Below are 23457 nucleotides of genomic sequence, written 5' to 3'. Positions count from 1 at the left end.
CAAAAGGGAGGAGACCTCTATGAATTATCTTGTTATTTCACCTTATTATCCACAAAATTTCCAACAATTCACCATTGAACTAGCTAACAAGGGAATCACTGTCTTGGGTATTGGTCAAGAGCCGTACGAACAGTTAGATGAGCCTTTGCGCAATAGTTTGACAGAGTATTTCCGTGTAGAAAATATGGAAGACTTAGATGAAGTGAAGCGTGCAGTAGCCTTCCTCTTCTACAAACACGGGCCAATCGATCGCATCGAGTCCCATAACGAGTACTGGTTGGAATTAGATGCGGCGCTTCGGGAGCAATTCAATGTCTTCGGAGCTAAGCCAAAAGATCTGAAGAAAACCAAGTTTAAATCAGAAATGAAGAAACTCTTCAAGAAAGCAGGAGTTCCTGTCGTTCCTGGTGCCGTGGTTAAAACAGAAAAAGACATTGATAAGGCCGTGAAGAAGATTGGGTTACCATTGATTGCCAAACCTGACAATGGAGTAGGAGCAGCAGCGACCTTTAAACTTGAAACACCAGAAGATGTAGATCATTTCAAGGCAGAATGGGATGGACATACGGAGTACTTCTTTGAGAAATTCGTCACTTCTAGCGAGATCTGTACCTTTGATGGTCTGGTTGATCGCGATGGCAATATTGTCTTTTCAACGACTTTTGACTATGCCTATACGCCATTAGATTTGATGCTCTACAAGATGGATAACTCTTATTATGTCCTCAAAGAGATGGATCCAAAATTGCGTCAATACGGGGAAGCGATTGTCAAAGCCTTTGGCATGAAGGAGCGTTTCTTCCATATCGAGTTCTTCCGTGATGGGGATGACTATATTGCAATCGAGTACAATAATCGCCCAGCAGGTGGCTTTACCATCGATGTTTACAATTATGCTCACTCTATCGACTTGTACCGTGGTTATGCAGCCATCGTAGTAGGAGAACCTTTCCCAGCTTCTGTGTTTGAGCCCCTTTATTGCTTGGCGACCTCCCGTCGTGCCAATGCAACTTATGTCCTTTCAGAGGAAGAAGTTCTGGATAAATACAGTGATCAATTCCGTGTGAAGAAAGACATGCCTGCTGCCTTTGCAGAACTTCAGGGAGATTACCTCTATATGCTTACAACACCTAGTCGTGAAGAGTTAGAACAAATGATTCACGACTTTGGTCAACGCCAATCATAAGATGCCGACCGGTAGGATAGGATCCTATCGGTTTTTTTATATGTATAGCAAAACTATGAGAAATAAGTTTGTGAAATATTGAATTTATATTAAAAAAAGCTTATAAAACCTTCTTCCAAGGAATAAAGTTTGTGAAATCATTTGAGCATTATTTTTGACAGTGCTTTCATTTTTGGCTAGAATAAAAGAGTATGAATAAATGTTAAGAAAGGCGAAAAGATGGCAACATTAGATAAAAGTCTCTTATTGGAAATGTTCCGTAAAATGGAAGAAATCCGTCGCATGGACTTAAAAATTGCACAGTTAGTAAAAAAAGGGAAAGTGCCAGGAATGACGCACTTTTCTGTTGGGGAAGAGGCAGCAAACGTTGGAGCGATGCTGGCTTTAAATGATGACGATTTGCTGACATCTAACCACCGTGGTCACGGTCAAGCGATCGCTAAAGGTATCGACCTGAATGGCATGATGGCTGAAATCCTAGGCAAGTATACTGGTACTTGTAAAGGGAAGGGAGGCTCTATGCATATCGCTGACCTTGATGCTGGTAACCTCGGTGCCAACGGTATCGTCGGTGGTGGTATGGGGATTGCCGTAGGGGCAGCCCTTACTCAACAAATGCATAAGACTGGCAAGATTGTTGTCTGCTTCTTTGGGGACGGTGCAACCAACGAAGGTGTCTTCCACGAAGCGGTCAATATGGCTTCCATCTGGAACCTACCAGTAATTTTCTACTGTATTAATAATGGTTATGGAATCTCGGCTGACATCAAGAAAATGACCAATATCCAGCACATTCATGAGCGTAGTGCTGCTTACGGCATTCCAGGAATGTTTATTCCTGATGGTAACAACGTCATTGATGTCTATGAAGGATTCCAAAAAGCTGTTGAACACGTCCGTTCCGGTAAAGGTCCTGTCTTGATTGAAAGTGTCACCTATCGTTGGCTTGGTCACTCTTCATCTGACCCTGGTAAATACCGGACTCGTGAAGAAGTCGAAGAGTGGAAGAAGAAAGATCCAATCGAAAACCTTCGCAAGTATCTCCTTGAAAATGAGATTGCGAGCGCAGAAGAATTGGATCAGATCCAAGAAGAAGTAAAAGAAGCAGTAGAAGCTTCAGTGAAATTTGCGGAAGAAAGCCCATTCCCTCCACTCGAATCAGCTTTCGAAGATATTTACGCAGACTAAGGGGGAGTAGAGAATTATGGAAACAAAAATAATGTCTTTCCGCGATACCATTATCCTTGCTATGTCTGAGGAAATGCGTCGCGACGAAAATGTATTGTTGATGGGGGAAGATGTCGGAGTTTTCGGTGGAGACTTCGGAACTTCAGTAGGGATGCTAGAGGAATTCGGTCCAGAACGTGTTCGTGACTGTCCAATTTCGGAGGCTGCTATCTCAGGTGCAGCAGCTGGTGCAGCCATGACCGGACTTCGTCCAATCGTTGATATGACCTTCATGGATTTCTCAGTGATTGCCATGGATGCTATCGTCAACCAAGCTGCGAAGACGCGCTACATGTTTGGTGGAAAAGGGCAAGTACCGATGACCATTCGTTGTGCTGCCGGTAACGGAGTTGGATCTGCAGCCCAACACTCCCAATCTTTGGAATCATGGTTTACTCATATTCCTGGTTTGAAAGTTGTTGCTCCTGGTACGCCAGCGGATATGAAAGGACTTCTCAAGTCATCTATCCGTGATAACAACCCCGTTATCATTCTTGAATACAAATCAGAATTCAATCAAAAAGGTGAAGTGCCTGTTGATCCAGACTACACGATTCCACTTGGTGTTGGAGAAATCAAACGCGAAGGAACTGACGTCACTGTCGTAACCTACGGGAAAATGCTTCGTCGTGTCATGCAAGCAGCTGAAGAATTAGCTGAAGAAGGCATTTCAGTAGAAGTAGTAGACCCACGTACCTTGGTTCCACTTGATAAAGAGATTATTATTAATTCTGTTAAGAAAACAGGAAAAGTCGTCCTTGTCAATGACGCCCATAAAACAAGTGGCTATATCGGTGAAATTTCAGCTATTATCTCTGAATCAGAAGCATTTGATTACTTGGATGCACCCATCCGTCGTTGTGCGGGGGAAGATGTGCCAATGCCTTACGCACAAAACCTTGAAAATGCAATGATCCCAACAGTTGAAAGCATCAAAGATGCCATTCGCAAAACGTATAACAAAGAATAATACATAACATAAATTATGTAACAATTATTAAATTAGACGAGGAAACTTTGTATCTATTGATGCAAAGTTCTCTGCGTCCTTGATATCTTAGATTAGAACACGGGCTAAAAGCTCGGAAAAAAGATAAATCTCCTTGACTTCATCTAAGTCTGCGTTGATTTCCTATTTTTCGGTCGCTTTTAAACGCCCTTTGTATCTTATAATAGAATAGGAGAGGTCATGGCTGATGATAAGCTAAGAGCGACTCCTGCGGCTAGAAAATTGGCGGATGATCTAGGGATCAACCTCTATGATGTTTCTGGTTCAGGCGCAAACGGTCGTGTCCACAAAGAAGACGTGGAAACATATAAAGACACAAATGTGGTTCGCATTTCACCACTTGCAAAACGAATTGCTTTAGAACACAATATTGCTTGGCAAGAAATCCAAGGAACTGGTCATCGTGGCAAGATCATGAAGAAGGACGTCCTTGCTTTCCTTCCTGAAAATATCGAGAATGAGACCATTAAGTCACCTGCTCAAATCGAGAAGGTGGAGGAAGCTCCAGATAATGTGACACCTTATGGTGAGATCGAGCGGATTCCGATGACACCAATGCGTAAGGTTATTGCTCAACGTATGGTTGAGTCATACTTAACTGCTCCAACCTTCACGCTTAACTACGATGTAGATATGTCTGAATTGCTTGCCCTTCGTAAGAAAGTTCTTGATCCAATTATGGAAGCAACAGGTAAGAAAATCACTGTTACAGATTTGCTTTCACTTGCGGTTGTCAAAACTCTTATGAAACATCCATATATCAACGCTTCATTGACAGAAGATGGTAAAACAATTATCACCCACAACTACGTTAATCTTGCGATGGCTGTTGGTATGGATAATGGTCTTATGACACCAGTTGTCTACAATGCTGAAAAGATGACCTTGTCTGAGTTGGTCGTAGCCTTCAAGGACGTTATCGGACGTACCTTGGATGGTAAGCTTGCTCCAAGTGAATTGCAAAACTCGACCTTTACCATCAGTAACTTAGGAATGTTTGGCGTTCAATCATTTGGACCGATTATCAACCAACCAAACTCTGCTATCCTAGGGGTTAGTGCAACGGTTGAAAAACCAGTTGTTGTGAATGGTGAAATTGTCATTCGTCCAATCATGAGCTTGGGCTTGACCATTGACCACCGTGTTGTCGATGGGATGGCTGGTGCCAAATTCATGAAAGACTTGAAAGCCTTGATTGAAGACCCGATTTCAATGTTGGTCTAATCAACGAGAGAGAATAGAAACAAGAAAAAGAGGGAAATAAAATGGCCTTAGAAGTAATTATGCCAAAAGCCGGCGTAGATATGACCGAAGGACAAATCGTTCAGTGGAATAAAAAAGTCGGCGAATTTGTAAAAGAAGGAGAAGTTCTCCTTGAAATCATGACAGACAAAGTCAGCATGGAATTGGAAGCAGAAGAAGACGGTTACTTGATCGCTATCCTGAAAGGGGACGGAGAAACTGTTCCTGTAACAGAAGTAATCGGTTACCTTGGTGAAGAAGGGGAAAATATCCCAACAGCCGGAGCAGCAGCACCAGAAGCGAGTCCAGCACCAGCTGCAGCAAGTGCTTCAAACGATGACAATAAGAGCGATGACGCTTATGATATCGTAGTAATCGGTGGGGGTCCTGCTGGTTACGTATCTGCTATTAAGGCAGCTCAATTAGGTGGTAAGGTTGCTCTCGTTGAGAAATCTGAACTTGGTGGAACGTGCTTGAACCGCGGATGTATCCCAACTAAGACTTACCTCCACAACGCTGAAATCATTGAAAATATAGGTCATGCTGCTAACCGTGGTATTGTGATTGAAAATCCTAACTTCACAGTGGATATGGACAAGGTTCTTGAAACCAAGAACAAGGTCGTAAATACCCTTGTTGGTGGGGTTGCAGGACTTCTTCGTAGCTACGGAGTGGATGTTCATAAAGGAATCGGTACCATCACCAAAGATAAGAATGTCTTGGTCAATGGTTCTGAATTGCTTGAAACGAAGAAAATCATCCTTGCCGGTGGTTCAAAAGTTAGCAAGATTAACGTTCCTGGTATGGAATCATCCCTTGTCATGACCAGTGATGATATCCTTGAAATGAACGAAGTGCCAGAAAGCCTCGTGATCATTGGTGGTGGTGTTGTTGGTATCGAACTTGGTCAAGCCTTCATGACCTTTGGGTCAAAAGTTACTGTTATCGAAATGATGGACCGTATCGTTCCAGCTATGGATGCGGAAGTATCTAAGAACCTTCGTTTGATCCTTGAACGTAAGGGTATGACCATCTTGACGGATACGAAATTGCAAGAAATCATTGAGGAAGATGGAAAACTCCGTATCAAGGTTGAAGGTAAAGATGATATCATCGCGAATAAAGCCCTTCTTTCAATCGGTCGTGTTCCAGACCTTGAAGGTATCGGAGATGTTGAATTTGAATTGGATCGTGGACGGATCAAGGTCAATGAATACATGGAAACGTCTGTTCCAGGTATCTATGCACCAGGCGATATCAACGGTACCAAGATGTTGGCTCACGCTGCCTTCCGTATGGGAGAAGTTGCGGCTGAAAATGCTCTTAAGGGAAATCATGCTGTTGCCAAATTGAACTTGACTCCTGCAGCCATCTACACCCTTCCTGAAGTTGCGGCTGTTGGTTTGACAGAAGAACAAGCTCGTGAGAAATACGATGTTCAAATCGGTAAGTTTAACTTTGCGGCGAACGGTCGTGCCATTGCATCAGATGCGGCTCAAGGATTTGTTAAAGTCATTGCAGACAAGAAATACGGTGAAGTTCTTGGGGTTCACATCATTGGTCCAGCTGCTGCTGAATTGATCAACGAAGCTTCAACCATCATTGAGATGGAAATCACTGTAGAAGAAATGCTCAAGACCATTCATGGTCACCCAACCTTCTCAGAAGTGATGTACGAAGCTTTTGCGGATGTACTTGGCTTGGCTGTTCACTCACCTAAGAAGAAATAATATTATTCTTTCAACTAAATTTTCTTAAAGTAGTACGGACGGCAGCGACCTCTTTTAGAGTTCCATGCCTAAAAATTGAGCCACTTGTCTCAATTTTTCCGAGAAATGGCTTAATAAATAATTTTCCTTATCGAAGAAATGTTTGGAAGGATTAGTCAGACGCAGTGGTTGTTTGGTATCTTTGTTCGCTGGACAAGCTTCAAAGATACCTAATCAACTGTGCGGGGGTGGGAATACGAACTTTTTTTACTAGCGAAGTTCTGTCCCACTCCCTTCTTTTTACTACTTCAGAAAATTCAAGTGAAATTCAACTATTTCTGTCTAATGCTTATCTTACTATGAGTAGGATTTATAAAACGAATTTTTGGAATTACTATGAAATACATTATTAATTATTCAAATGATACTGCTTTTAATATTGCTTTAGAAGAGTATGCTTTTAAGCACCTCTTGGATGAAGATCAAATCTTCCTTCTTTGGATTAACAAACCTTCGATTATCGTTGGTCGTCACCAAAATACCATCGAAGAAATCAACCGTGACTATGTTCGGGAGCATGGGATTGAAGTGGTTCGCCGAATCAGTGGTGGTGGGGCTGTTTATCACGATTTGAACAACCTTAACTACACCATCATTTCAAAAGAAGATGAAAACAAGGCCTTTGACTTCAAGAGCTTCTCGACTCCCGTGATCAACACTTTGGCTCAACTTGGTGTTAAGGCTGAATTTACGGGTCGTAACGATTTGGAAATTGATGGTAAGAAATTCTGTGGGAATGCACAAGCTTATATCAATGGACGTATCATGCACCATGGTTGCCTTCTCTTTGACGTTGATTTGTCTGTCCTTGCTAATGCTCTCAAGGTATCTAAAGACAAGTTTGAGTCCAAAGGGGTTAAATCAGTCCGTGCTCGTGTGACCAATATCATCGATGAATTGCCAGAAAAAATCACGGTTGAAGAGTTCCGTGATCTACTTTTGGACTACATGAAGAAAGAATACCCTGAAATGACGGAGTACGTCTTCTCAGATGAAGAATTGGCTGAAATCAATCGTATCAAGGAAACCAAGTTCGGTACTTGGGATTGGAACTATGGGAAGTCTCCTGAATACAATGTCCGTCGTGGCACTAAATTCCCTAGCGGTAAGGTTGAAATCTTCGCCAACGTCATTGAATCAAAAATTCAAGATATCAAGATTTACGGTGACTTCTTTGGTATCGAAGATGTTGCAGCAGTAGAAGATGTTCTTCGTGGCGTTAAATACGAACGTGAAGACGTCCTCAAAGCCCTTCAAACCATTAATCTAGGCCGTTATTTTGCAGGTATCACTGCAGAGGAAATTGCTGAAGCAGTGGTGGAATAAAGTCAAAAGAGATTCGCAGTAGCGGATCTCTTTTTTGAAACTAGTTTCACATAGAAATTATTGTTTTACTAAGGATTTTGTAGTATAGTAAAGGTGGAGAAATGTATTCGTTTACAAAAGTATAAATAAAATTTTAAATACTCAGCAATCACTAAACAAGGAAATTGATTGACTAGCTGAATAATATTTACCTTTGATGCTTTAGAAAGTGTGATGATATGAAACGTGTCTTTATTATTTTATCAAACCTTTTCATCTCTAGCTTTTTGATTTGGATTGCCTTTATTTCTCCAAATACGCTTATCCACCGCAGTCTTCCGGTAGTAGGTGTGGTAAGACAAGATAAGAGCGTCACATATGAAGACTTATCTTCCAGTTTAGACCGCTTGGCAAGGGAAAATCATAGTATAATTGCCCGTCAGATACAAAGAACAGACTCTAAGGGGCAGGTTGTTTTCACCTATGAAATCTACGGAGAGGGAAAACTTCCTCTTGGGATTAAAAGAGAGAAGAAAGAACTGGCTACCAAAGAAAGCCTGCTAACGAATTATTATGTATTAACAGGTGAATTGGAAACTGAAAAGCTGGATCAAACGCTTCATACTCTTGGTTTCTCACAAACTTTTATTGAGAAACCGAATCTTCTGCTGACCTTTATTGCCTTTTTTGGCTCAGGTTCACAATCACTTGCCTTAGTCATTTTTATCATTAGTTTTAGCTCTTTTACGATTATTCAAAAAACACAAGAAATGAGAAGTGCTGGGATTCGATATATTTCAGGAATGAGACGCTTGCAACTTTTCGGACATTCTCTAAAAGATGATAGTATAGAGTTGCTTTTGGGATGTATTGGCGCAAGTATAATGGGTGCTGTTCTGATTTATTGCTTTCAATTGACACCTTTTTCCTATTCCATCGTCATTTTCAGTAGTATTATTTACAATGGGATTTTACTAATTTTGTCTGTTTTCTTATCCTTCCTCTTTGCATATAGTATTCAAACGATTCATTTAGTCCCCCTTTTAAAAGGGAAGGTTCCATTGAAGCGCATATTGGTTTTCCTCTTTATTTGTCAATTTCTCGCTGTGGCACTAATTGGCCTTGCAGTTCATCGAATCAGTATTTATGGATCAGTCTGGCAAACCTACCAAGAGGGAAGTGAGGCTTGGTCAAAACAGTCGAATTGGGTCCAAATTAGTACAAGTCGAGAATATGGCAATCAGATTACCAGTAAAGAGAGGCTGAAGGAAAATAGGGAGAAATGGTCCAAGCTCATCGAGTCTGGTATTGAAAATGGTGGTCTTTTAGCTTATCATAATCTCGTATCTTTTAGTTCAAAAGGAGTTATGACGGATCCTAGTACAGGTAAAGAGTTTTCAATCACAGATTACGATCCTCTTGCACGAACTCTCTATGTAACTCCAAATTACCTCGAAATCCAAGGTGTTCCAGTTTCTCCTGAAGAAAAAGATCACTTAAATCACTTACAAGCAGGGGAATTTGGTCTGTTACTTCCGGAAAAATTAAAAGGTCGAGAAGAGGAGATGATCAAACGATATGAAGATTATCTATCTCCTCGAGATGATCAAGGAAATATCACCTTATCAATGAAGGCGCAGGTAACGTATATTCCGAATCATCAAAAACGCTTTATCTACAACAACACACCAATCAGCTATAAGCAATTCTTTACAGATCCTGTCTTAGTGGTTATACAACCTGAAAGTTTTGGAGGCTATGAGAATCCATATTTCACCCACCTAGATTCCTACCTTTATTTTAATGGGCTTCAGAATAGTAAGAAGCTAGTCGCTGAGTATGATCTTGAAAAAAGTGTTAGTCAGTACGACTATGCAGTGGACGTTTACCAGCAAATGGCCCAAAACATACAAATAGAAAATCTCATGGCGATTGCAGGAGGAGTCTTTGGTATAGCAACCTCTGTTCTTCTTTTTAACACTATGAATTTCCTATATTTTGAAGAGTTTAGAAGACCAATCTTCTTGAAGAAGATTGCAGGTCTGGGATTTGTAAACATTCACCAAACGATTTTGCTCTCAGAAAGTGTCCTCTTACTATTAGGAAGCTTCCTTGTATTCATTCTCACTTCGGATTGGTGGATTGCTCTTGTCACTCTCTTGCTATTTATTACTAATGCTTGGTTCATTCTCCTGTACCGGTCTCATAAAGAAGAGCACTTGTTAGCCACTGTACTGAAAGGAGCCTAATATGATTAGCGTAGAACATTTAACCAAATCATTTGGCCAACGAACGGTCTTTCAAGATTTGAGCTTGCAATTTACAGAAGGTAAGGTCTATGCTCTGATCGGAAATAGTGGGTGTGGTAAAACAACCTTGCTCAATATCTTGGCGAAGATAGAGCCTTATGAAGAAGGGAGTATAAACTATCAAGGGCAAGAACTGAAACAAATCAAACAGCATCACTTCTTTAAGCGTGAATTAGGTTATCTCTTCCAAAACTTTGGCCTACTTGAAAACGAGACTATCGCTACAAATTTAGATTTGGGATTGATTGGGCAAAAATTAACGAAAAAAGAGAAGAAGCAGCAAGAGGAAGAAGTGCTCAAAAAAGTAGGATTGGCTTACCTTGCTCTGGATCAAAAGATTTATGAATTATCGGGGGGAGAGGCGCAACGTGTCGCATTAGCTAAAGTTATTTTAAAAGATCCACCTTTAATTTTGGCAGATGAACTAACTGCAGCACTGGATCCAGAAACCTCACAAGAGGTGATGGACTTGCTCTTAATGTTAAAGAATCAAGAGCGTATAATCATTATTGCAACCCATAATCCAGTAATATGGGAAAAAGCTGACGAAGTGATAAGGCTCAACTAGTCCATGGTTGAAGAATGGTAGGATCTTCTAGATTATCTTTTATAGCTATTCAGGAGGTATAGGCTGATGAAGAAAGATTCATTCGAACAAAAATTTTTCAGTTTTATCATCCTTGGTATTATCATTCTCTTATCAGCTTGCACACTTGTAGGTCCACAAAAAAAATCTCCATCCGGTAGTGCCAATGTATCCAGGAAAATAGGGTTCGAGGAAAGAAAGGCAGAAGATTTATTAAAAAATTCTATTTCTATCCCTTATCCAGATGGGAAAATCTTTACACCTACCGCACTGTCAAATGATGGGATTGCCTATGGCGAGGCTGTTGACCAAGGACATGATGATCAGAATTATCTTGCCAGTATGAATTTACATACCAAGGAATTTCATAAGATAAAAGATGTTGAAAAGACATCTAATCTGACTCATGTAGCTGTCAGCTATGTTGATCATGATATTGTTGTTTTTGAAGAGTATGATCAACTCAATCAAACAGGGATTTACTATCTTTGGAAGATAAAGGACAAATCTTTAACGACACTGATCGATAGGAGACCTATCGGAACGGTTCCAGTTACTCAAGTAGCTCGATCCAACCAGAAACTCTTTATAAATTATGAAGTAGGCGATAGCCTATATCAGATTGAAGAAGTTGACCTTGAAACAGGGGTTCATCAGACGATTGAATCAGAAAATAGCGGTTTTCCGACTGTCTTTAAAGATCACTTGTATTATGTACAAATTGATAACACAGCTTTAACTACAAAAATTGTAGCCTACTCCTTAAATGATGGGCAGAAAAAAGTTATAGATCAAACAAAGGATGATCAACGCTATTATGTCGATTTAATGACGAATGGGCACAATCTTCTATACTTGGTTGCAAATAATAAAGATGCTTCGTTTACCTTCGAAAATAAAAACCATAAAAAGATATTTTCTACTTCACAGGCAGAAACCTCCATATATCGCAATATTTATTTCACATATATGGGAGAAAGAAGAAGTGAGGAGCGTGTTAAATCTCAATATTATTTGTGGGATTTAAGGCATCGGATTCATTATTTATATGATCATGGCCCCATTTTACTATCGGATAAAGGGATTCTATGGGTTCAATTCAAAAAGAAGGATAGTGAGATTCCAAAAGGTGAAATCTATCGAAATGAAAACTCCGTAATGCGCTATCAAGAATGGTAGAAAGGAGAAAAATCATGAGAAAAGTTCATTTATTCCTTGTACTTCTGACTTTGCTTGGTTTATCTGGCTGTACAGCGACACAAAAAGAAAGCCAAACAAGTTCTTCCAGCACTCGTAAGGTCACATCCTCTTCATCAACAACAGTTAGTGTAAAAACAAAGGAGCGTACAGAACCTAATCCTCAAATGCCAGCAGAGGTAGCAGAGCGATTAAAAATTAAGGAAGGCAGTACGGAAGCCGGAACTCAGCAAACTTTGCCATCTTCAAAACAGGAACAAGCTTCAATGAAAGAGAATACGCAACCTTCTCAATCGCCCGAGCAAGAATCATCTAGTAAAGTGAATCAAGGGATCCGAAAACTATTGCCTATTCCTCTAAAGCTTCAAGAAGAATGGTATTTCTGTGCACCGGCGACAGTCCATATGATGCTGGCTAGTCGAGGGGTTAGCGTCTCTCAACATCAATTGGCTAAGGAAATGGGGACTTATAATCCCTATGGGACTCATAATCGAGATGCCATTCGCGTCTTGAATCAGAATCTATTTGGCTATCCGGAACCAAGTGGAAATCAAGCAGGCTATCGATTGGTTACTGTAACAGATGCACGTCCAGATTCGGAAGATATCCGTCTCTTTAAAGAACGTGTGCGCAAAGATATTGATGATGGATATCCTCTCTATTACACCTTCAATGTAGCACAAATCTATCCTGGAAAAAGTGGGGAACATAATGTGATTGGAGTAGGCTATGAATTGACAGCAGATGGCAAGGACATCTCATCAATCTATTATCTAGATCCCGATACACATGTACAGGATCCAACCTATGGAGGCTTGAAGAAACTGACACCAGAGGAATTATTAGCAGCCATGGCTACCTGCGGTGAGAAAAATTATGCTTGGTAGATGATATCGTAATAAAACGAAAGTTCGTTCATGACATGGTCTCTTTTCTTGATATTCGAAAACTATGAGTGTACAATATAGAGGAAATCTGAACACAAAAGGGGATTATATTCGATGATGAGAGTTCCAGTGGAAAATCTTGGTCTATTTGAACAGTTAGATCGTATAGTCGTGGCTTTTTTTAGAAAGCAACAATCTTCAAGTCCATATGATTTGTATGTCAGTATTACACAAGAACACCTTGACCAGAAAAAGCAAGCGCTAGAACCATTAGGCTATCAAGCTGTCAAACTACCATTAGGAATGGCTTTAGATAACGTCATCCAGCAACCTTATTATAAAAACTTAATCATTGGTGGTCTTGCTCCTGAGGAAATAATCGTTAGCAAAGAAGAATTAATGCCTTTGAAAGATATCGTGGATAGCTTTTGTATCATGTACGCTGCAGCGAATAACAGATTGGAAAATAGTAAAGCTTATGAATTAATGAAAGATAAGACGGTTTATTTTATTGGTAAACTATTTACAGATTTTCCGAAGGCCGGTGATGAAATTGCTTATTTAGGAATTGATCGAATAGCGAGTGACGGAACACCATATGAAGCAGTTAAATGCTTTTTAACGAAAGAAAGTGCAGAAAAGTATAATAGTGAAAAAAGACCTGTCACCCCTGCAAACCTGGCTTATCTAAAATCATTTTGGGGAAAACCAGTTATAATTGAGCCACACAGAAATTATTGGATTGAATTTTTATAGAATAATAAAAGAGCGTAAGATTCCATATAAAAATCTACGCTCTTTTTCTAACATAAAAATCATTTACATAATTTACGTTATGTAATTTTATAAACTATCCAAGGCATTTTTCTGTTCATCATTAACGATATGCGTATACAAGTCGGTAACTTGTGTGCTGGCATGTCCCAGCTGGTGGCTGACCAAAACCTGTGATTTGGTTGCATCATAGAGACGCGTTGCTAATGTATGGCGTAGTTTATGGGGCGTCACGCGGACTTTGAAGTCTTCTGAATACTTGGCCACCATTTTTTCAACGCTAGAAGCATCAATCCGGTTTGGAACACCTCGATACAAGGTTAAGAATAGAGCTGTATCAGTCTTTTCTGTCTTGTAACGTTTGTCTCGAATAGCAAGATATTGCTCTAGATAAGGCTTAGCAAAGGCAGCAACATTGACAGAGTCTCGTTTTCCACCTTTTCGAGTGACGTCAATCACCATCATCTTAAGATTGAGGTCACGAAGGTCTAGGTTAACGGCTTCAGAGAGACGGACACCAGAAGCAAGAAGGAGTGCTATAATGGCTAAATCTCGCTCTTTATTCTTATTAAAGGAGGATAGGGCGCGATTTGAGAGTGTTTGAGGGTACTCCTGGTCGATATAGTTAAGAAAACCTTCTGTTTCATCTCCTAAAAAGAGTTTTTGTTTGATATTTTCGGCTCGCGCAGCCAAGGTTTCTTTCTTTTTCTTGGTAGCAACCTTCTTCATGACGTTACGGTAGAAATAAGGTTCCCCTTGCTCATTCTCAACCTCCTCGGTCAAATACTTATAGAGACTAGATAGTGCAGAAAGGGTACGGTTTATTGTCGTTTGAGAAACTCCATTTTTAGTTGTGTTAGCATTAAGCAAAGGACGTTCGCGTAAGTAAAGAATAAAGGATTCCATGTCTTTCTTGGTCATGTGTTCCAGAACGTCTAAAGGGATCTCGGCCATGGTGTCAGCATCCGATATACCAGATTCTAAGACCCAGGTGAAAAATCGATCGTATTCCTTTAAGTATTCGTACAAGGTTGTAAAACTGTAGGGAACGGCCAGTTTCGATTGATAATATTCCAATACATACCAGGGCATGACTTGTTTGAGTTTATCAATCCGTTCTAATAAGATCTCGCGTTTCATGTTTTTCTCCAAATCTTTCTATACTAGTAGTATAGCATAGCCAGATATATTTTTCAAGAAAATTATAGTTTTTCGGAAAGATGTTATAGGGTTTAATATCTTTAACAAAAATTTTTTTTGAGCAAAAAATGTACTTTATTCCCGCGAAAACTAAATCTTTCGCATACTTAAATTCTGTACATTATCTACTTGAAAACTAAAAATACAATCTTTTAAAATAATGTACTTTATAAAAATCTATGATAAAAAAACAAGTTCAAATTTGAACCTGTTTTTTAAATTTTCCTATAAGGAACAAAATGTTCTCTTTTTCGTCTACGGCCTTTACAAAACATACATGGCTCGATAGATCGTTTTACATTTGCAATCTTATCTACGATAGCCATTCTATAACGATGCTCTGGATTGTTCTTACAAATCCACCAAAATCTTAATTTCGTACTATTTGTGATTCTTTCTGGATCTCCTAGAATAAGATTATTAAGGTAGTCCCACTCATTCATTAAATCTTCAAAAGAGATATTATCTTGTCTTTCTTTTAATTCTGCACAAAATGGACACATTTCTTTAAGATCTTTTGTCTCGGAACTTAAATACTTATTTAGTATAATGCTGAAGCGCTCATGAAATTCGAAGTTACATTCTTTACAGCGCCATAAATAAAACCTTTTTTCAGTTAATAATGGAACAAAACTATCCATAGAGACTTTATTATTTGGTGCCCACAATGTTGCTAGTTCAGGGTACAAATAATCAAATGTATTATACCCCTTCAGAGGCTTATCGTTGTTACAGTAAGGACAACACTGAGAAACTTCTCTTCGAATTGGGATAGAAGATAAATATGTCCCATGACACTTTGAACAATCCCACCAATATTTTTTGGTCTCAATCGTTGTCTGAGCTAAATGAATAGGAATTTTATTTTTAGCGCTCCATTCTTTGATGAGTTTTGGTTCTTTAAGGAAAATATTATTTTTAAATATCTCAGTCCTCCAGTCACATTGATTAGGACATGTTTGAAAGTTTTGATTTTCTAAATCGGTTCGACTGATCATTTCGGCTAGGCTACATTGAAAGTTGATTTTACAACAAGGGCAAACCCAACTAACTACATTCTTCGACTTAAACCAATATTCAGAAAAATCCCTTTCATTACTGAGGTCCCAAAATTCCTTCAAATAGGGATGTGTTTCATTTAGTGTATTAAAATCTTGAAGTTTTTCTCTATTTGAACAAAATGGACAAGATCTATCTGTTTTTTCAAATGGTGAGCATGAATACTCTCCGTGACAGTTCGTACATTCCCATAACACATGAACATTAGACAATGCATCAACTTGATTAGGTGTAATATTGTTCCTTTCAGACCACTCCTTGAGCATGGAAGAATTTAAAAAAGATAGAGGAGAAACCTCGTAATCTTTATCTAACAACTTCTTCAAATGAAGAATGACACTCCAAACAGTAATGACCACCTCTTTTAATTCGGTTCAATAATCTATCAATAGATAATTCAAATTTGCAATGGCACTTATCACATTCCCAATGGATAGGTACTGTTATATTGTAACTCAGCTTCAGTTCGTTAAATTTAAATTTGTTTAAATGATCGCTATAGATTTTAGCTAAATTTGGATAAACTGATTTGTAATCGCAATGATAGGTAGTTTCATTGCAGCCAAAATGAAATAAATCCCCACTTGTTAGTTGAAATAACCTCTTATTTGTCGCAGAATCTTTCCAACTTAATTGACACGTCGGACATTTAAAATTGAATTTTCTTTTACTATTGAACGGCAAAGTAAGAAGTTTCTCATCTAATTCTTCATCCTGCTCAACACTGTAGTTTATATAATTTCTGAAATCAGGATAAACCTGAAGAACACTCTCATTTTCATCAATGGAACGTTCACCTAATCCACAATGGGGGCAACACCTAAGATATTCATAACTGTCAAGCTGCACATCAATGATTTTCGCTTCCCAATGGTGTTGACAATAAGGGCAAGACCAATAGGCATATTTTAAACTATTTGACGAAAATTTTTTTGGGTCAAGAACATTTCGTTTTTGATCCCAGTACATGTAAATAGCTGGATTATCTTTAACTTTCTTGTTCATTTCTTTCCTCATTTATAATTAGTTTTGCTGTCCAGTAAGTTTTTAATAGAAACCACTTTAGTTGATTTTTGAGAGTTTTCTTGTTCAATAAGACCACCAGAATGAAAATCTATTTCTGAATCAGCGGTAATGATATTGTCTGCTAGGAAATCCTCACTGATAACCTTTTGAGAATATTTTAACAATCCTTCTTCTTTTAAAAGCTCATTCGCAATTTCTGGATAGACACTTGTTTTGATTATTTGTAATAGTTTTTGATTCTCATCAATTAACTCATTTTCTCTTTGTAGCTTCTGTTTTAAATCTTCATTAGTTGACTGTAGTTCAGAATTTAAGCCACGTAACTTATCTGCTTCTTGTTTATAGCTAGCCGCAATGTTTGCTATCTTCTTATAGTATTGGCTAATTTCCACCAATGCTCTTTTCATAGCGCCTGGAGCACGATTTTTTGCCATAAAATTGTCAGGATCTATGGTCTTGTAAGTAATCACAGCCTCATAATTTTCATCTTGGTATTTAATTTCACTTTCTTTTAAAAAATCCCTAAATCTTTTATTACGTCTAATGGTTGTATCCGCAACATTTTGATAGCCATGATTCCTAACATAGTCACCAAACCGAGGAATTTTTACCAAGCTTAAATCACAGGAACACTGGGAAATTAAATACTGTTCAAACAAATGAATCAATTCATCATCAGAAATTGATTTCTTTCTAGCCATTAGACTTGTTCTCCTCTAAAGATAGTTGTTTAGCATTTAAGTAATCTTGATAGGTATTGCTAACTGTTTTTAATTTCAACAAAGCTTCTCCAATATCTTCAATATGACCTTTCCCTTGTCTAACTTTTCTAATCGCTTCATTTACAACCATGGCTTTTTCATCAACTGACTTTTTAAATGTTTTATCCATTGAAAAATAATCTTTGCCTGCTTTACGGTAAAAAGGGCAGCTCGTACAAGCACCTAGTTCTGCATGCTCACTAATAACCTTTAAACAATCTGAATAATCACCTTTCGCAAAGCGGGGTGAGTAACACCGTCCTTTATTTTCTAAAGTGATGTATTGTCCTTGTGCTGTATAAAATGGCTGTCTCTTACTAATGGCGTAATTCGTATTTTTACTCGTTAGTTTACGATACATTTGATAACTACGACATTCAATAAATTGGCTTAAATTTGAAAAATAGTGAGATGAAGTTGTCACATCTTCATGACCAGCTAAAAGCATAGCTGTAACAGGACTAGCCCCTTCTGCAATTAAATTGATCATTGCAATATGTCTAGTATCCCCAATATGAATCAAATTAATCTCGTTTTCATCTAATCTACCTGGGAAACTAAAATAATTAACTTGATAACCGTATTTTTGAGAAATGATCTCATTAAAAAAATACCTCAAAATAGTATTGAGATTAGTGTAAGTTAAAAATCGGTTATTAACACCTGTTCGACGACCCCAACGGTTATAATGAGGATCAGTCACAAATAATGTCTCTAATTTAGTAGAACGATCATTTTCAGTAAGTTTGAGGTAAGTCTTTATTTCAGAAGCTAATGAATTAGTAATCTCATAAGTATTCAAAATATAATCTTCAGAAATTTTATGTGCAACAAGTCGATCCCTTCCTTTGATTACATTTCTCCTTAATGTAAGAAAATATTTTCCATCTTTCTCGGTCAAACAGTTTCTTTGTATTAAAAGAAATTCTCTTGGCCTTAAAGGTAAAATCGCTGTAATCTGCCACCAGAGATACAATGGATAATAAAATAGACGTTCTTTCTTAGATAATGTTTGAGACCAATAATCATTTAAAATGTCATTAAAGGTAAAATAGGATTGAAATTGCGCTAATTGTCTTTGCTGTTTTGACTTCTGCCTTTTTTGAAGGTTGATAGTTAATATATTATCCAATTGCTCCAATAGTTGATTTAGTTGACTATCATCTGAACAGGGAAGATTTGAGAAAAAGTCAATACATAAACCAGGAAATATTACAGAGATATTTTCTAAATCTAAAAACGTATCTTTGGTTGTGTTTTTAATGATACGTTTAATATCTCTTAGAAATAGCTGCAAAGTTTCTAAAACATGTTGTTTCATTGAGAAAACAATAAAACTTTTTAAGTAATCGATAAATTCCTTATAAGGCAACTGAAAAATTGATTGATAAAATCTCCTATATTGAAACTCAGGAATGTTAAAAAACAGGCTAATATTGGCATATTCATTTGTAGTTTCCCATTTCTTATGATCAAAATCGTAACTTAGAATAATTCCTTTTTCAAAATAATCATCGAAAACTTCTTTTGCTCGCAGAACACAATCACAGTTAAATGGTTCAAAATAATTTTCAGTTTTAAAAAGTTTAGCTTGATTGTTCAATTTATTAACTCCTTTATTATTTCTTCGTAATCATGCAACACGTCATCCCCATATTGCTCGCATAAAGCTTGCAACATTTCAGTTAAACAAGGTTTTATTTGTTCTTCTAAAATACTCCGAATTTTACCTTTTTCTAAATCAGTTCGAACTCTAGAGTATTGTTTGTTCAAACGATTGAATTCTCCTACTAATAACAATAAAGTAGATTTAGTTTGTAGTTCATAATGACAACCGATGCAATGTTGTCTATCGTCATATGGACAAATCTTTCCAAGTGCAGACAAAAGACACATGCTTTCACCTTGTTTTGAGAAGGCTTCACCGTTTCCTATACGATGACAAATAGTAAGAAGTTGATTAGGCTCTGCTTCTTCTTCTACCAAAATCTTTAATGCCTTTTGCGATTTCACTTCTGCCTGAATACTTAAAGCCAATGTTTTTTCGATCTCATTTGGTGTCAAATCTAACTGTTTAATCATCTGAGTTTGTTGACTAGGACTTAATTCTTTATACTTTCCTCTGGTAACAATCGTCAGGAGCATTGATGGAATCATAGATAAAACACCTCGTTCAAATAGTTCTCTCGCAACCATTTCTGGTTTAAGCTGACTTAGTTGGGCATCTTTTAGGTACGTTGTTGTGGTTTGAGCAAATTCATCGAATGAACCTTTATGGCTACGGGCTAATGCAGCTAAAAAATAGCCTTTAATATTTAACTCAGATTTTTCTTGCAAAACATCATCTGCTAACATGGCAACAGTTTGAAGATAGGATTTATTTGCAGATCTAGAACTAAAATTCCTTTCAAGAAATAAGTCTCCAATTTCTTTCCCCATATATCGGCTAATTCGTTTATATTCTTTTATTTGTCGAATTAAAGGTTCATTATTATTATCTTTATTCAACTGATAATGAGCTTCACAGATAGCCAACAACGTTCCAATCAATACCTGACAGCTCTCAGGGACCTGAAATTTAATCTGACTAATATTTTTAGTTCCCTTTGTTTTGTTTGGAGTAATATTTAAATAAGTTAAACGAGTTGTAATACTTAAAAGAGTTCTTCTTGCCTCACTGCTACTCCAATCCCCACTTCTAACTGATTTTAGAACTTCTTTTGGTGTTCTAGGAAGTTGTGGATGCCCAAGTTGTTCTAAATCTGTTCCACGTAGCGCACATATAAAATGAAGTGCTAGAAATAGCCATGTATCTGCGTAGTCTTTTGAGATTGCTGCTTTATAAAGCATATCTTCTTTTCTAATGTAATCGTCATTAAAAAGAAAATACAGTAATTCTAAATATTCGTCTAACTCATAAGCGTTAGTCTCCTGTTCTAATGTGTATCGAGGTGTAAATTCATATCTTTTGTGATAGTTACATCTCGTTTTATTCATTAACCACTTTAAAAAATCAATAAAAACTTCGCCTTTTTGCTTTTCAAGTGCATATACTGCTTCTTCAACCAACAATTCAATTTCATTATCATTACAGAGGAATAAATCTCTTTTTAGATAATAAGCAAGAAAATCTTGAACATAAAAGATGTTTTCTTTAGATAAGTTGCTATCTTCTGAGTATTGCTGAAAATATTTGTAAGTTAATGGGAATTTTTGTTTAAATATAGGCTGAATTCCTGCTAAACCAGTTGGTCCAAGAAGATAATTGGTTATTTTTTCTATTAATAATTGAGCCTCTTTATCTGAGATAGAATAGTTATCCAAATCAATTTCTATGTTAAACCAATTGTTATCAACTAAAAACTTACTAATTTTGCCTTTATACTGTATATCGTTTTTTCCGAGTTCACTTAACAGATTTTCAATCAAAGATTTAATTGAATAAGTCATACATTACCTTTCTAACTTATCACCAAAAAGTTCATTTGCTTGCCAATTCATATAGTCAAAAACGCCATTGTTAACTTGACCATATTGTTTTGCGATTTCACCTTTATTTTGCAGGTAAACCCAAGCACTCTCAGGAGATTTATCACCTCTTGCAGACATGAGTTCACTAATCTCAGAAACCCCAGATAAGACTAACTGTGTCGTGTACCAGTGTCTGAAAATATGTGGGGAAATATTATGTTCCTGTAAAAGTTGACCGAAGAAAACAACCTCTGCATCATCGGACTTTAAGAAGATTGGGATCATCTCTTCACGAATAATCTTACGAAAACGTTGATAGTATACATCGTATGATAATGCTTTTCCTCGTCTGTTAAGATTTAATGGCCCATAGTCCTTCTCATACTTCTTACCTTCCAGATAACTCATATAGTCGTTATAAGTGTCTAAAAAGACCTCCAAGAAGATATAAGGTACTGCTTGAAGTCTTTCCTTTTTAATCCGTCCAGTCGGCTTTAAATCGCTTCTAAGAGGTATTTCTTTTCGTAGATCGATCTCAATCTTAAATACTTGACCATCACTTTGGTGAAATAAAATACCTGGTCCTAGAGGACTATCTTCACGTCTTACGTTACATGCTTCTGATGGTCTTAAGCCAACAAAGGCCCCCAAGGCCACAACCATGAGTAAATCCTTATGATAGTGTGCAATGTGAGAAAATAACATCTCAAAAGCACTATTTGGCATATCGCGAAAAATAGCTTTCTCAGTGTTGCTATCATCCACGTAGATTTCAAAATTTGGTTCTTTACGCTTTATAACCCGTCCTCTACTATTCGTAAAAGTTGTCGTAGTATACAATTCTTCTGCTTTTAACTTAGCCTTTCCCTCTCGCTCACTTAAATAAAGAGTTAAGAAGTCGAGAATTGCATTTACGCATTTTTCAACAGTGCTTTTCTTTCTTTTCCCGCTATCTTCAGGTAACTGAGATAATCCATAAAGCGTAAAAAACTCTCTGACCATCTCAAGTGTAAGTTGATCTACACTTTTAAGTCCAAGAGTACCAAATATGAAATTAAGAAACTTAACAACGTAAGAAAAGCGTTTATTCCCATCATCTGAAATCGACTTGATTCTTGAAGTAGATTTAACATAACGATGAAAATCAGTAAATTGTAAGTTGCCGTCATCGTGTTTCAGAACGATAAATTGCTTTGTCACGATGTTGTTATCACCTAAAACCAGTGAATGTTTATATACAACAAATCTCATGTTATCTCCTTGTTTAATATGACTGAAGGTTCTGACTGGGGTTTAGGATGTCAATACACAAAAAAACGATCAAATCAGTACCATTTTCCTTTGTGCTCTAAACTGCATAAAGGGAATATCGATGAGTACTTTCATTGATCGTTATTATTATTTAAATTAATTCAATAATAAAAGTAACTTCATCAAAGTAATAAGAGCAATTAATTAGCTCAGCAACAACGATAACCACAGCAACTCCTTCTAAACGATGAAAGGAATATCCGCCGTGGCTATCTATTTACTTTTTTTCTTTTACTTTTGTAAGTTACTTTTGTTATTTTTACTTTTTCTGTATTATATCATATTTTGATTAAATTGTCATCTGAGATAGTGATTTTAAAAAAGCTGGAAATTTTTTCAATTGTATATTTTGACAATAAAAAACACTTTAATATCAATTTAATGATTTTAGAGCGTTTTTAGCTTATTTGATTTTAAAGTTGTCGTCTATTCCTCAGAATTACTTGAAGAACAGGAAAAATTCGACAACAAAGTAAGTCGATCTATTCAGTTATAAAACCTATGAAGGTCTTTCTGCTGGAACTAGCCACTCCTACTTTGGAGATGTAGATTATACTCTTACTTATTCAACTGATAATATCCCTCATGATTTCTCCTCATGATGCGTCTGTGGGACTCAAAAGTTTTGGGAAACCTTTTGAGGATTAGTTTCGTTTCACTAACAAACTCACACACTCCACATGTAGTGTTAGCTTTTTTCTATACTAATAGACGAAAGAGAAAAAAAGTGATTTTAGAATTATACTGTAGAAATAAATATTAACTTTGGTAATGACTAACTTTCTAAAATATCTTCAATAAGCGGTTCTATCCTCTGGATAATAAATCAGAAATTCTAAACTGCATGTAAACTCTATACAATTCAAGGTACTTCAGAAATCAAACATCTTCAACACTATTTTCAACTTATCTAAATAAATAAAATAAGGAGGAAAGTTTATTAACCTTCCCCCTTATGACTTTTTGAAAACCTCTTTCAAGGATTTCACGCCGTCGTGGCACTAAAATATAACTATATTATTCTATCATAACCAGCAACTTTTTGCAACACTTACTTGCCAATTCTATTAAAAAAATTTTTATTAATATCAAACTTCAATAGTAACATATTTTTTAAATAATATGATTGAATAGCTCG

At 37.1% G+C, this 23457-nt stretch carries 18 protein-coding genes; 11 read left to right on the top strand and 7 right to left on the bottom strand.

Annotation, left to right across the window (positions count from 1 at the left end; all coding sequences use genetic code 11):
* The first annotated feature begins 19 nt into the window (after positions 1 to 19).
* From ADH92_RS06605 to ADH92_RS06555, 11 genes are all read left to right on the top strand, one after another.
* Positions 20 to 1186 (top strand): ATP-grasp domain-containing protein, encoded by a 1167-nt coding sequence (locus ADH92_RS06605; RefSeq protein ID WP_049497867.1) that lies wholly within the window; start codon positions 20 to 22, stop codon positions 1184 to 1186.
* A gap of 219 nt (positions 1187 to 1405) precedes the next feature.
* On the top strand, positions 1406 to 2374 hold the full coding sequence (locus ADH92_RS06600; RefSeq protein WP_049497866.1) for a thiamine pyrophosphate-dependent dehydrogenase E1 component subunit alpha: 969 nt from the start codon (positions 1406 to 1408) through the stop codon (positions 2372 to 2374).
* A gap of 16 nt (positions 2375 to 2390) precedes the next feature.
* The gene (locus ADH92_RS06595; RefSeq protein ID WP_049497865.1) at positions 2391 to 3383 is read left to right on the top strand and encodes an alpha-ketoacid dehydrogenase subunit beta; all 993 of its coding nucleotides are present in this window, start codon (positions 2391 to 2393) and stop codon (positions 3381 to 3383) included.
* Between the two features lie 219 nt (positions 3384 to 3602).
* A complete protein-coding gene (locus tag ADH92_RS06590; protein WP_049497864.1) occupies positions 3603 to 4646 on the top strand; it encodes a dihydrolipoamide acetyltransferase in 1044 nt (347 codons plus the stop codon).
* A 41-nt stretch (positions 4647 to 4687) separates the two neighbouring features.
* Complete coding sequence (gene lpdA / locus ADH92_RS06585; RefSeq protein ID WP_049497863.1) at positions 4688 to 6394, top strand: dihydrolipoyl dehydrogenase; 1707 nt, start codon at positions 4688 to 4690, stop codon at positions 6392 to 6394.
* A gap of 375 nt (positions 6395 to 6769) precedes the next feature.
* Positions 6770 to 7759: a lipoate--protein ligase gene (gene lplA / locus ADH92_RS06580; RefSeq protein ID WP_014713327.1), complete on the top strand. Its 990-nt coding sequence runs from the start codon at positions 6770 to 6772 to the stop codon at positions 7757 to 7759.
* A 218-nt stretch (positions 7760 to 7977) separates the two neighbouring features.
* Positions 7978 to 9987 (top strand): DUF1430 domain-containing protein, encoded by a 2010-nt coding sequence (locus tag ADH92_RS06575; RefSeq protein WP_049497862.1) that lies wholly within the window; start codon positions 7978 to 7980, stop codon positions 9985 to 9987.
* A gap of 1 nt (position 9988) precedes the next feature.
* The gene (locus tag ADH92_RS06570; RefSeq protein WP_049497861.1) at positions 9989 to 10615 is read left to right on the top strand and encodes a putative bacteriocin export ABC transporter; all 627 of its coding nucleotides are present in this window, start codon (positions 9989 to 9991) and stop codon (positions 10613 to 10615) included.
* 66 nt (positions 10616 to 10681) lie between these two features.
* A complete protein-coding gene (locus ADH92_RS06565) occupies positions 10682 to 11812 on the top strand; it encodes a DUF5050 domain-containing protein (protein WP_239681857.1) in 1131 nt (376 codons plus the stop codon).
* A 14-nt stretch (positions 11813 to 11826) separates the two neighbouring features.
* On the top strand, positions 11827 to 12717 hold the full coding sequence (locus ADH92_RS06560; protein ID WP_049497859.1) for a C39 family peptidase: 891 nt from the start codon (positions 11827 to 11829) through the stop codon (positions 12715 to 12717).
* Positions 12718 to 12831: 114 nt separating this feature from the next.
* Entirely contained in the window at positions 12832 to 13473 is a 642-nt protein-coding gene (locus ADH92_RS06555) for a hypothetical protein (protein ID WP_049497858.1), read from the top strand.
* Positions 13474 to 13560: 87 nt separating this feature from the next.
* Here ADH92_RS06555 and xerS read toward each other — a convergent pair whose 3' ends face one another.
* The 7 genes from xerS to ADH92_RS06525 form a co-directional block, all read right to left on the bottom strand.
* A complete protein-coding gene (gene xerS, locus ADH92_RS06550; protein ID WP_003001539.1) occupies positions 13561 to 14631 on the bottom strand; it encodes a tyrosine recombinase XerS in 1071 nt (356 codons plus the stop codon).
* Between the two features lie 275 nt (positions 14632 to 14906).
* Complete coding sequence (locus ADH92_RS11425) at positions 14907 to 16076, bottom strand: zinc-ribbon domain-containing protein (protein ID WP_239681856.1); 1170 nt, start codon at positions 16074 to 16076, stop codon at positions 14907 to 14909.
* Positions 16057 to 16755 (bottom strand): zinc-ribbon domain-containing protein, encoded by a 699-nt coding sequence (locus ADH92_RS11420; protein ID WP_239681855.1) that lies wholly within the window; start codon positions 16753 to 16755, stop codon positions 16057 to 16059. Before ADH92_RS11420 ends, ADH92_RS11425 begins: the two co-directional genes overlap by 20 nt.
* Positions 16756 to 16763: 8 nt before the next feature.
* A complete protein-coding gene (locus tag ADH92_RS06540) occupies positions 16764 to 17477 on the bottom strand; it encodes a hypothetical protein (protein WP_049497857.1) in 714 nt (237 codons plus the stop codon).
* Positions 17470 to 19140, bottom strand: a complete 1671-nt coding sequence (locus ADH92_RS06535) for a hypothetical protein (RefSeq protein ID WP_049497856.1) — start codon at positions 19138 to 19140, stop codon at positions 17470 to 17472. Before ADH92_RS06535 ends, ADH92_RS06540 begins: the two co-directional genes overlap by 8 nt.
* Positions 19137 to 20987, bottom strand: a complete 1851-nt coding sequence (locus ADH92_RS06530) for a hypothetical protein (RefSeq protein WP_009731043.1) — start codon at positions 20985 to 20987, stop codon at positions 19137 to 19139. The genes ADH92_RS06535 and ADH92_RS06530 overlap by 4 nt, the downstream gene beginning before the upstream one ends.
* Before the next feature lie 3 nt (positions 20988 to 20990).
* On the bottom strand, positions 20991 to 22259 hold the full coding sequence (locus tag ADH92_RS06525; RefSeq protein WP_049497855.1) for a site-specific integrase: 1269 nt from the start codon (positions 22257 to 22259) through the stop codon (positions 20991 to 20993).
* Positions 22260 to 23457 lie beyond the last annotated feature (1198 nt).

The sequence above is a fragment of the Streptococcus parasanguinis genome, assembly GCF_001073155.1.
Classification (GTDB): domain Bacteria; phylum Bacillota; class Bacilli; order Lactobacillales; family Streptococcaceae; genus Streptococcus; species Streptococcus parasanguinis_D.
Note: the sequence above shows the minus strand (reverse complement) of the source record. Positions and strands in the feature narration are given on the sequence as shown.

Coding starts and splice junctions, on each gene's coding strand:
- ADH92_RS06600 (WP_049497866.1), top strand. CDS start 1,406: ATGGCAACATTAGATAAAAGTCTCTTATTGGAAATGTTCCGTAAAATG.
- xerS (WP_003001539.1), bottom strand. CDS start 14,631: ATGAAACGCGAGATCTTATTAGAACGGATTGATAAACTCAAACAAGTC.
- ADH92_RS06595 (WP_049497865.1), top strand. CDS start 2,391: ATGGAAACAAAAATAATGTCTTTCCGCGATACCATTATCCTTGCTATG.
- ADH92_RS06560 (WP_049497859.1), top strand. CDS start 11,827: ATGAGAAAAGTTCATTTATTCCTTGTACTTCTGACTTTGCTTGGTTTA.
- ADH92_RS06555 (WP_049497858.1), top strand. CDS start 12,832: ATGATGAGAGTTCCAGTGGAAAATCTTGGTCTATTTGAACAGTTAGAT.
- ADH92_RS11420 (WP_239681855.1), bottom strand. CDS start 16,755: ATGAACAAGAAAGTTAAAGATAATCCAGCTATTTACATGTACTGGGAT.
- lpdA (WP_049497863.1), top strand. CDS start 4,688: ATGGCCTTAGAAGTAATTATGCCAAAAGCCGGCGTAGATATGACCGAA.
- ADH92_RS06530 (WP_009731043.1), bottom strand. CDS start 20,987: ATGACTTATTCAATTAAATCTTTGATTGAAAATCTGTTAAGTGAACTC.
- ADH92_RS06575 (WP_049497862.1), top strand. CDS start 7,978: ATGAAACGTGTCTTTATTATTTTATCAAACCTTTTCATCTCTAGCTTT.
- ADH92_RS06540 (WP_049497857.1), bottom strand. CDS start 17,477: ATGGCTAGAAAGAAATCAATTTCTGATGATGAATTGATTCATTTGTTT.
- ADH92_RS06590 (WP_049497864.1), top strand. CDS start 3,603: ATGGCTGATGATAAGCTAAGAGCGACTCCTGCGGCTAGAAAATTGGCG.
- ADH92_RS06570 (WP_049497861.1), top strand. CDS start 9,989: ATGATTAGCGTAGAACATTTAACCAAATCATTTGGCCAACGAACGGTC.
- lplA (WP_014713327.1), top strand. CDS start 6,770: ATGAAATACATTATTAATTATTCAAATGATACTGCTTTTAATATTGCT.
- ADH92_RS06565 (WP_239681857.1), top strand. CDS start 10,682: ATGAAGAAAGATTCATTCGAACAAAAATTTTTCAGTTTTATCATCCTT.
- ADH92_RS06605 (WP_049497867.1), top strand. CDS start 20: ATGAATTATCTTGTTATTTCACCTTATTATCCACAAAATTTCCAACAA.
- ADH92_RS06525 (WP_049497855.1), bottom strand. CDS start 22,259: ATGAGATTTGTTGTATATAAACATTCACTGGTTTTAGGTGATAACAAC.